8 protein-coding genes and 3 pseudogenes are annotated in these 10606 nt (G+C 38.9%); 4 read left to right on the top strand and 7 right to left on the bottom strand.

The genetic code is table 11. From position 1 onward, the window contains the following. The 4 genes and pseudogenes from AFK68_RS25405 to AFK68_RS25420 form a co-directional block, all read right to left on the bottom strand. The coding region (locus tag AFK68_RS25405; protein ID WP_168186655.1) for a UvrD-helicase domain-containing protein at positions 1-453 on the bottom strand (453 nt) is incomplete at both ends. A 1-nt stretch (position 454) separates the two neighbouring features. Continuing rightward, positions 455-1036: pseudogene (locus tag AFK68_RS25410) on the bottom strand (UvrD-helicase domain-containing protein); the annotation flags it as partial. Positions 1037-1586: 550 nt separating this feature from the next. Beyond that, the gene (locus tag AFK68_RS46445) at positions 1587-2054 is read right to left on the bottom strand and encodes an AAA-like domain-containing protein (protein ID WP_094676135.1); all 468 of its coding nucleotides are present in this window, start codon (positions 2052-2054) and stop codon (positions 1587-1589) included. A 21-nt stretch (positions 2055-2075) separates the two neighbouring features. Then, positions 2076-2965, bottom strand: a pseudogene (locus AFK68_RS25420) (AAA-like domain-containing protein); the annotation flags it as partial. A gap of 3067 nt (positions 2966-6032) precedes the next feature. Here AFK68_RS25420 and AFK68_RS25425 point away from each other — a divergent pair. The 4 genes from AFK68_RS25425 (at position 6033) to AFK68_RS25440 (ending at position 9327) form a co-directional block, all read left to right on the top strand. Then, on the top strand, positions 6033-6617 hold the full coding sequence (locus AFK68_RS25425) for a DUF2589 domain-containing protein (protein WP_094676137.1): 585 nt from the start codon (positions 6033-6035) through the stop codon (positions 6615-6617). A 298-nt stretch (positions 6618-6915) separates the two neighbouring features. Then, on the top strand, positions 6916-7509 hold the full coding sequence (locus AFK68_RS25430) for a hypothetical protein (protein WP_094676139.1): 594 nt from the start codon (positions 6916-6918) through the stop codon (positions 7507-7509). A gap of 450 nt (positions 7510-7959) precedes the next feature. After that, positions 7960-8556: a DUF2589 domain-containing protein gene (locus AFK68_RS25435; RefSeq protein WP_094676141.1), complete on the top strand. Its 597-nt coding sequence runs from the start codon at positions 7960-7962 to the stop codon at positions 8554-8556. 546 nt (positions 8557-9102) lie between these two features. Beyond that, positions 9103-9327 (top strand): hypothetical protein, encoded by a 225-nt coding sequence (locus tag AFK68_RS25440; RefSeq protein WP_094676143.1) that lies wholly within the window; start codon positions 9103-9105, stop codon positions 9325-9327. Positions 9328-9621: 294 nt separating this feature from the next. Here AFK68_RS25440 and AFK68_RS35525 read toward each other — a convergent pair whose 3' ends face one another. From AFK68_RS35525 to AFK68_RS25455, 3 genes and pseudogenes are all read right to left on the bottom strand, one after another. Beyond that, the gene (locus AFK68_RS35525; RefSeq protein WP_143438246.1) at positions 9622-9816 is read right to left on the bottom strand and encodes a hypothetical protein; all 195 of its coding nucleotides are present in this window, start codon (positions 9814-9816) and stop codon (positions 9622-9624) included. 186 nt (positions 9817-10002) lie between these two features. Next, positions 10003-10082, bottom strand: a pseudogene (locus AFK68_RS25450) (mannose-6-phosphate isomerase); the annotation flags it as partial. 70 nt (positions 10083-10152) lie between these two features. Further along, positions 10153-10560: a phosphomannose isomerase type II C-terminal cupin domain gene (locus AFK68_RS25455; protein WP_094676149.1), complete on the bottom strand. Its 408-nt coding sequence runs from the start codon at positions 10558-10560 to the stop codon at positions 10153-10155. Positions 10561-10606 lie beyond the last annotated feature (46 nt).

Genomic DNA, 10606 nt, shown 5'->3' on the forward strand with positions numbered 1-10606 from the left:
TTAGTGGCTAAATATCTAATAAAATTATATTGAGTCCGATTAGTATCTTGATATTCATCCACTAAAATATGATTAAAACTTTGATGCCAATAAGCCAATACTTGCTCATTTTGCCGAAATAATTCTACAGGTATTCTGATTAGATCGTCAAAATCAAGAGCATTATTCGCAGCCAAATTATCTTGATAAATTCCATAGACTTCAGCAATTACCCTCCCTCGATAATCTGGCTGTGCTTTTTGAAATTCTTGAGGTGACATTCCTTGGTTTTTAGCATTACTAATAGCATATCTCATAGAACGTGGCTCAAATTTTTTATCGTCTAAGTTTAGCTGTTTAGTAACAATTTGCTTAACTAAACTTTGAGCATCACTTTCATCAAAAATAGAAAAATTTTTATCCCAGCGACGTTTTTTTTCGTCTTGGTATTTATTAATATCAAACCGCAGAATANTTCTTGAGGTGACATTCCTTGGTTTTTAGCATTACTAATAGCATATCTCATAGAACGTGGCTCAAATTTTTTATCGTCTAAGTTTAGCTGTTTAGTAACAATTTGCTTAACTAAACTTTGAGCATCACTTTCATCAAAAATAGAAAAATTTTTATCCCAGCGACGTTTTTTTTCGTCTTGGTATTTATTAATATCAAACCGCAGAATACGAGCGCAAAGACTATGAAAAGTTCCCATCCATAAATGCTTAGTAATATTTTTATAGACCTGCGATCGCAACCTTGTTTGTTCTTCCGCACTCAAAGCTGAAAAAGGTTTACCATATTTAGCCTCTGCCTGTTGTTGGGCAAACAACCTCTCAATGCGGTCTTTCATTTCCCGTGCAGCCTTATTTGTAAACGTCACCGCCAGAATATTTTCTGGGTGTACCCGATGATGACGAATTAGATGGGCCACACGATAAGTCAACGCCCTAGTTTTGCCCGATCCAGCACCCGCTACAACCAACATTGGTCCGCAGAAATGTTGTACTGCTTGGCGTTGAGATAAATTTAGCTGAGAGAGAAAGTCGGTAGTTTGCATAGTTGGATGTTATATACAGTAGTTAATATATTGCATATTATCACCAAACTCAAACAAAATATTAGTAGCAGTCCAGTAGGGTGCGTTAATGAAATGTAACGCACCGCAGAAAATGAAATGTAACGCACCGCAGCTATAGTAGAATGAGATGTATAAAAAGGTGCGTTACGACAGATTGTTAAATTCCTTATAGTAGCAGTCCAGTAGGGTGCGTTTCACTGCGTGACATGTTTGCGGAGCATTCCCTATACGAAAAATGAAATGTAACGCACCGCAGTTGTAGTAGAATGACATGTATAAAAAGGTGCGTTACGACGGATTGTTAAATGCCTTTCACAGTCTAAATTTTAGCCGTCTAACGCACCTACTAGACTGTTTCACCTAAAATAGTACGTTAGAATTGTCATTGCGAACGACAGTGAAGCAATCTCTAGAGAGTTGTCTATTGCAACATTTAAGCTGAAACGGTCCACTACAAGTTTTGCTGTCGCCGACATGAAACGCTGCGTGACATCAAAATGAAATGTAACGCACCGAGTCCAAACAACAATCAACTCAAAACCCCCATAAAAAACGGACGAAATAACTCACAACACAGACTTGCAAGATCGCCTTCCAAATGAACCAACCCCATCTTTTGCAACTGATAACCAAGGGATAGTTTTATTTCTATGGGTTTGTGGTTGTTCACAATTTCAGTAAAAATAGGCAATAATTCATCGTAGCGTTGCAAGTTCCACCATTGTTGTTGTAAATGTTCTGCATAAATAGCAGTTGTACTATCAGAATTTTCTAAAAGCTCTTCCAGAGTTATAGTCTGTTGTTGTAGGTAATAAAATGCTAACTGCAAACGATAGGGATGTCCGCTTAGAAGAGTAATTAGTTGCTGGATTTTTTCTTCAGTTATTTCTTGTTCGTACCGCCGTGCTAGATCCTGCACTTGAGCTAGAGTAAACTCCGGCAAATTGATGACTAATCCAGTATTCAACAGGGAAGGATTAATTGAGGGAGGCATCATAATTTCCGTAGAATGAACTGNTAATAAAATGCTAACTGCAAACGATAGGGATGTCCGCTTAGAAGAGTAATTAGTTGCTGGATTTTTTCTTCAGTTATTTCTTGTTCGTACCGCCGTGCTAGATCCTGCACTTGAGCTAGAGTAAACTCCGGCAAATTGATGACTAATCCAGTATTCAACAGGGAAGGATTAATTGAGGGAGGCATCATAATTTCCGTAGAATGAACTGTCACCAGTCGCAGCTTTTGCCAAAGATTACTTTCTGCTACCCCTGCTTTTGCTTGCTCAGACCAGGTTCGCAGAAGTTGGATAAATTCACGAGCAACATCTGGGTAGGCAAAAAGCTGATTGAGTTCATCAAGAGCTATTACCAGAGGTTGATCTAGGTTAGCTAAGATAATATCATTGAAATAGTCAGTGGCGATTGATTTGCTGCCTAAGGAGTTATCCCAAAAATGAGCTATCTGCTCATGCGATGGTGAATAGGGAAATTCTAACTCCTTGCTAACTCTACCACAGAACCATTTTAGGAAGCGTTCTAGGTTCTGTAAAATCTCTGCATCAGCGAGTTGTAAGTTCAGGGAAACGGTTTGATAGTCAAGGGATCTAGCGTAATACAAGATACGGCTCATTAGGGAGGTTTTGCCCATTTGCTTGTGAGCGCGGATATTCAACAGTGTACCTGGTTCCTGGATGCCTTGGTAACAAAGGCATTCGATGATGGGACGGTCAATGTAAAAGATAGAATCTAGGGGTATCTGTCCTCCCGGTGCCGTTGGCAAACGAGGTTGCAGATCGTCTTGTGGTTGAACCATTTTTTTCATTTGGGCGACGTTGTTGCGATCGCGCAGCATATCGAAAGGAGAATTGCAGACTGGTTCTAGGAAGGAGTAGGTTTCAGCAGGGGGCATAGGGTTAATCTGGACCTGATTATCTTGCTCAGACTTCAAGTATAGATAATCATCCGCTAACAAACTCAGATTAAAGGCATCGAANGGTTGCAGATCGTCTTGTGGTTGAACCATTTTTTTCATTTGGGCGACGTTGTTGCGATCGCGCAGCATATCGAAAGGAGAATTGCAGACTGGTTCTAGGAAGGAGTAGGTTTCAGCAGGGGGCATAGGGTTAATCTGGACCTGATTATCTTGCTCAGACTTCAAGTATAGATAATCATCCGCTAACAAACTCAGATTAAAGGCATCGAAGCAGCATTTTAAGGTACGTTTATCGACTCCTGACGAGCAGGTAAATATTTTGCTAAGGGTATTGGGAGTTAAACCTGTTTTTTTACTAAGAGATTCAAGGGTGTATCGCTGATTTTGCTCAATTTCTGCCTCTGATTTAGCTTGATGAAGTTTCCTTGAGCCTTGATTGGTAAGGGTTACACCACGTCTGCGTACATAGTTACTCATTGTTGTTATCTTTTTTTGATTAACAAATTTTTGATCTGATCTGTAGAAGTTAAAGATGTCCCCGATACCTATCTTCGATAAATAGCGATCGTCTATAAATATTGTTTATTTCTCCGATAAGTTGGTTTCCGGTAAAACTTCTGCATCTAGGATTTTTTTGTTAATAGGTTCAAAGTCCACGGGTGTATTCNGACAATTTCTTGACCATGATGTTACTTTGAGCGAGTTACAGTCAGGTCCGACAGCAGAAACTATTAACATTTTTATTCCTGAAGACGATAAAATTTTTCCGAAAACCCGATACCTATCTTCGATAAATAGCGATCGTCTATAAATATTGTTTATTTCTCCGATAAGTTGGTTTCCGGTAAAACTTCTGCATCTAGGATTTTTTTGTTAATAGGTTCAAAGTCCACGGGTGTATTCTGGGAAAAAGTCATTTTGGTCTTTTGGCAAGAAAGTTAACTTCATATTCGGTAATTATATCCGTATAATTTAAGTACCAAATTAGATTTTCCTGGTTCATTAAGCACAAATACGGTTACCTATGCTTACTTGCAAGCATCTAAAAACTTGGCCAATAGGCGTCATCGAATTTCAGAAAATACTTGGTAATATTCGACTCCAGGTTAATGTGAAAATATATTAAGCGTGCGGAATTTGAAGTAAAATTTTTGGCGTTGCACAATCAGGAATGATGAAATCTGAAAGTAAATATTTTTGGATAATTCTTTCCTAAATATATGTACAGTTGAAAATCAATTATCATTCTTTAATGTGCAACCCCATAATTAGTGTCACTGCCTAAGTCTTACTCTATATTTTTATTCTCAGTGCATTCCTGGATGAATAGTAAAAATGTGCATGAGTTATCACAATTAACTTTTTATTGTGGGTGGACGTGCATTTTCTTACACATTGATTAGCAGTTAGGGGTCACATTCTGCCATGACAATAGTTTTGTGAGGAGATAGTGACATTATCAGGAATGATGAAATCCTAAAGTAGATATTTTTGGATGATTCTTTCCTTAATATATGTACAGTTGAAAATCTATTATCATTCTTTAATGTGCAACCCCAAATTTTTAAGTTTGGGGCTTGTCAAAAGTAACGAGGTTATTAACAGCCTTCGGCTGGAAGNTGGGTGGACGTGCATTGTCTTACACATTGATTAGCAGTTAGGGGTCACATTCTGCCATGACAATAGTTTTGTGAGGAGATAGTGACATTATCAGGAATGATGAAATCCTAAAGTAGATATTTTTGGATGATTCTTTCCTTAATATATGTACAGTTGAAAATCTATTATCATTCTTTAATGTGCAACCCCAAATTTTTAAGTTTGGGGCTTGTCAAAAGTAACGAGGTTATTAACAGCCTTCGGCTGGAAGTCAGGAGTCAGGAGTCAGTAGAATTTTCTGGGCGCAGGCTCCTCGGAGCTGGCTCCTGGCTGGAAGCCAATTCGGGTATAAATCCCCACCGTCTGCACGGTGTCCGCAATTGGTTGGGGTTTGAATCCCCACGAACATTGATTCTGTCTCCAGAATTGCTGTCTCCTGACTCCTTCTTCAATATAAGTTTTCGATATCTGAAACCAATACAATAACTGGTCTTTGGGATTGGCTGGTACTAAATTATTAAGTTTTTCTTAAAAATTGTCAACTTTGGTGGTGTTTATGGAAAAAATTTGATAATAGAAATTTTTGTGGATTATTTGAATTTTTTCTGATTATTGTCCATCGGAAACCAGAAGTAAAATCCTTAACTTTTAAGTTTTTCCAAAGTTAAGCAATTTTCCCCTAAATAGTAGGGATGTTCTTAAGTTTTATATCTCTGAAATTGTTATGGGTACTAGCTTTGGGGAATTGCTGGAGCTAAATCCTTATCTTTTTTCTTAAAATTGCAAACTTTAGTGGCGGTTATAGCAGAAACTTGCCAGTATGGAGTCATAAGTGGATTGAGAAGTTACTGAACCACTTAAATAAGCAATCAGCACTTAGCAGTTAGCAGTTGGCAGTAAATCTTTAGAAGGGAATTCCAACCCCTCCTTTATAGAAACCGGGGTAAACCCAGAGCTGCTAAAAACTGTTAACCTAGTTCCTTCCCAGGAGGCTCCCTGTTTGCGGAGTCTTCGGGAACGGAAATGCTAAAAGCTAATAGCTAGTTAAGAAAAAATATCTGTAACTAGAAGAATGCAGAATTTTTTCTAACAATTGTCCTTTAAGCATTAAACAAAACAAATTATCATGCCAATTCAAAACGGCGCAACAGCACAATTGGGATCCATTCCCTTTGGCAATATCATTGGTGGCCCCTTGGTTGCTGCAGTTGAAGCCNGGATTTAAACCCAGGAGGGGCGATTCGCGTTAGCGGTAGCGTTAGCGTTAGCGAAGCTCCTCTGCAAGAGGCAGCTCCTCTGCAAGAGGCAGCACATCTGCAAGAGGCAGCATTCCGATAGGAAATGCTAAAAGCTAATAGCTAGTTAAGAAAAAATATCTGTAACTAGAAGAATGCAGAATTTTTTCTAACAATTGTCCTTTAAGCATTAAACAAAACAAATTATCATGCCAATTCAAAACGGCGCAACAGCACAATTGGGATCCATTCCCTTTGGCAATATCATTGGTGGCCCCTTGGTTGCTGCAGTTGAAGCCCAGTCACAAGCAGCACGATCGACAGTTGAGTTTATTGAGTCAGTTGGTCTTACTGCTGTGGAGAATGATGAGCAAAGTGTCCAGAATATCACTTTTAAATATAGTTCGGGTTCTACAGATGGTGAGACAACATATAAAACATTCCAAGTTCCATTACTAACAATTGTGCCTATCCCCTATATTCGCATTGATGATATGACGATCCAATTCAAGGCGAATATCAGTGCTGAAACAGAAACGGAAGAAACAACAGCACTTGCAACGGAAACAGATGTAAGCACAAGCATCCAAGCCAAATCTCGCTGGGGTCCGGCAAAGGTTAAAGCGAAGTTCAACGCCGCATTTTCTGCCAAAAAAGACAGCTCCTCGGCTGCGAACTCTAAGTATGTAGTTGAATATACCATGGATATCTCTCTCCATGCTGTACAGGATGATATGCCAGCAGGAATGCAGAAAGTCTTGACTATTCTCAATGATAGTATTATAAGCGAATGATAACCACAACTCAAATATAGAGCTTTGATATTTGAGTAGCGTGACTTCATATCTACATCCATCGTGGTTTGTGAATGTGGATATGGTCACAGTTTATTCAACCTCAGAGGAAAATCCTTTCATTAATTGATAATTGATAATTGATAATTACCTCTGATTAAAACCGCACGGGAATTGAAGGTAAGGAAATATCCTAGCACTTTTTTTCCCCTATGGGGGGAGGCTTTAAACCAGAATTATTTAATTATTAATTATTAATTATTAAGAATTCGGTAATCAAAACTTGGAGACTAATATTATGACAAAATTGAAACATATTATCGGAGCAATTCTTAGTGACATCAGTCAAGCACGAGTTATTTCAGATAACTATTCTCGCGATCTAAGACCTTTATACAAAGAAGATCCGTTTCTTAAACTCCTCTCTGTTCCCCGAACGGATATTAAGGAAGCGACCATCGATCTGAAGTTTGCTATTCTCAGCAATCAAAATGACCCAATCCCGACCAGCAAAAATGACCCAATCCCGACCAGCAAAGTCGTCATCTATCAACATCAGAATTATGAAGGAGCGTGTCAGGAACTCAGTGAGGGAAGCTACGATACCGCAAGCTTAGAAAACGATCAGTTGAGTTCCTTGAAAGTACCAAAGGGGATCAAGGTTACACTTTACGAACATGAGGGATTCCAAGGTAGAGCCAAGATTTTTACAAATGACACTCCTTGGGTGGGAGACGATTTCAATGATATTACCTCTTCGATCAAGGTTGAAAAATTATTGATGAAAGATCTTGAGGAAATTAACGTTGAGGTGGTTACAAGGGAACTCACAAGTCTGCCAGAAACAGCACTATCATCGATTTCGCTAAAACTGGATTTGACGAACTTTTAGGGTTACCACGACTTTTCATTAATTGATAATTGATAATTAATAATTGATAATTACCTATGGTTAAAACCATCGGATTGACGCAAAGGGGGAAAAAATTTATTTTTTTTCCCCTTGAAAGAGGAGGCTTTTAACCTCAATTATTTAATTAATAATTATTAATTATTATAGCCTTACGCATTAAGGTTAGGACATTTATAAATCCTGAAATTCTTTGACACTCTACTATTCCCTATTCCCTATTCCCTATTCCCTAGCGCGTAGCGCTATAATTACCCAGTAAAAAAACTTTGGAGATTAAACTATGCCAAATGCTACAGACCTATCATCGGTANTTAGGACATTTATAAATCCTGAAATTCTTTGACACTCTACTATTCCCTATTCCCTATTCCCTATTCCCTAGCGCGTAGCGCTATAATTACCCAGTAAAAAAACTTTGGAGATTAAACTATGCCAAATGCTACAGACCTATCATCGGTACCACTGTATCAGATTATTGGAGCGCCATTATTGGCAATCGTGCAAGCTGAAAGCCAAGCAGCGCAAGCAACTGCTAATTTTATTGAACAAGTAGGGTTTGATGATAATGACGAAGGAGTTAGTCGGTTAAAAACATTTACTTTTAAGTATACAAAGACGGGAGTAGGGGGAGATACAATCGAGTTTACGGTCGAGATTCCAGTATTGTCCATCGTCCCTATTCCCATAATAGAAGTACGCGAGGCGACCATTGACTTTGGGGTAGAGGTTAATGAAGCAGTTGAGCTTGAACAAAAAACAACCATTAATCCCACTGAGACATCTGGTGAAGACTCTTCTCTGGAACCTAATATCGTGGCATTTAAAGCGGGTCTAGCGAAACAGAGTTCTAGCTCGGCAATGAAGATACATATCAGCGCAGGTCAAGCGGATACTCCGGTTGGTTTGCTGACCTTATTTAGGGTGATGGAACAAGGAATTAGTACCACAAGCGGAAAAGTAACAACTGTTGATGCTGAAAACTCATCAGGGGAAAGTGATACAACAACTACCACTGAGCCGTCCTAAGAAGGCTAGGATACACCATCAGCATTTCAGTTATCAGTTAGCCTCCTATCGGAGGAGCTACGCTTTTCATGTCGCGCAGCGAAACACTTAGCCTCCTATGGTCGTAACTGCGCAATTCAGTACCTCTGGCGATCGCCATCAGGATTGAAATACTGAATTTGATTTTTTTCATCCCCTTAAAAGGGGAGGCTTGAGACCTGATTTTTTGGTCAAAAAGATTACAGCAGAGTTATTATACCAATTCACTTGAAAGATGTCACAAATAGTTTCAAACTTTTTTTTTAAAATAAATTCCTGAAATTAGTTTGGCATCAAAGTTTAGAGTTGATAAAATCTTAATGCATGACTTTTAACTTTTGTGAAACGGTATTCCCTCTTCATTAATTGATAATTGATAATTACCTCTGGTTAAAACCGCTACGGAATTGAAGATCAGGAAACATCCTAGCACTTTTTTTCCCCTATCCAAGGGTCGGCTTTAAACCAGAATTATTTAATTATTAATAATTCGGTAAAATTTGTAATTTATTTTGTATAGGAGATATTATGCCCAGAAAGTCTACTCACCAACATGGTATTCCCTGCCCCGAATGCACTTTTGTCATCCCCACTACTATGCCGATGTTGCTCTCTGGAGAGCCAATAGTTTGCCCGATGTGTGGATTAGCTCTCCACCTCGATGCTGAAAAATCTGCTGATAGCCTGAAATTGGTAAATCAGTTACATGAGGCTACGCAGAAGGTAGAACAGACAAGAAGACAGTTTCGATAAGGCTTTTTTCCTGATTGCTATTTAGCATACTCAGTTTCAGTTTCGTTATATTACAGCGGTTTTCAAATGTAACGCACCGCCTATCCCACGATGTTTCGGTGCGTTACGAATTACGCTTTTTCCTGACGGAATGCTTCGCAAACATGTTGCGGAGCAAAACACGCCCTATTGGACTTTTCAATAATTGATAATTGATAATGGATAATTGATAATTACTTCTTCCTTTTAGGGAGAGGATTGAATAAAAGGAAAATTTTTTCTTGTTTCTCCTTGTTCATGAGAGGCTTTATACCTTTATTTTTCGGTAATTATCTCCATGGGTAGTCCTGCATAGTAATGGTGAAGATATTTGTAATTTTTCCCCACACTTCCCACACTTCCCACACTCCCCACCCTTCCCACACTCTCTCTACCATTACTATGCACCACCACCATCTCCATGAACGGTGCGTTAGCGACAGCGTAACGCACCCTACTGGACTGTTTCATCTTAAATGTTGCAATAGAAAACTCGCACTTAGATTGCGATCCTGACGGACTGCTCCGCATTCGGTCAGGAAACGCGTTAGCGTTGCGCAGCATGGGACGTAGCAAGATCCCGTAAGGGTAACCCAAAAACAATCTTTCTCCCGTAGGGACGTTGCATGCAACGTCCCTACCCTACTCCCTACTTGGTTAATTATCCTCATCGGGAAAACGAATAATATCGTCTTCGCCAAGATATTCCCCATTTTGAATTTCAATCATTACTAAAGNGTAACCCAAAAACAATCTTTCTCCCGTAGGGACGTTGCATGCAACGTCCCTACCCTACTCCCTACTTGGTTAATTATCCTCATCGGGAAAACGAATAATATCGTCTTCGCCAAGATATTCCCCATTTTGAATTTCAATCATTACTAAAGGAATTGTACCAGGATTTTCTACACGATGAGCTGTATTTGCTGGAACATAAGTTGATTGTTTTTGCAAGAGTAATTTTTCGTGACCATCAAACACAACTTTAGCAGTACCAGAAACCACTATCCAATGTTCACTACGATGATAGTGCATCTGGGTACTAATATGATTTTTTGGTTTGACTTCTATACGATTAATTTTGTAACGGGGACCTTGTTCGAGAATTGTGACTTTACCCCAAGGTGGTGTTCTTATCGGACTTTCTTTTTGATTATTAGCTTGTGAATCTAAGACAGGGGTTGCAGGCTGTTGATTATTGTTGGCTTCACTCATAATATATATTTTCTGGATTAAATTCAAGAATAATCTACTTTTACAT

It is taken from the genome of Hydrocoleum sp. CS-953 (genome assembly GCF_002260545.1).
In the GTDB taxonomy this organism is placed as follows: Bacteria; Cyanobacteriota; Cyanobacteriia; order Cyanobacteriales; family Microcoleaceae; genus Trichodesmium.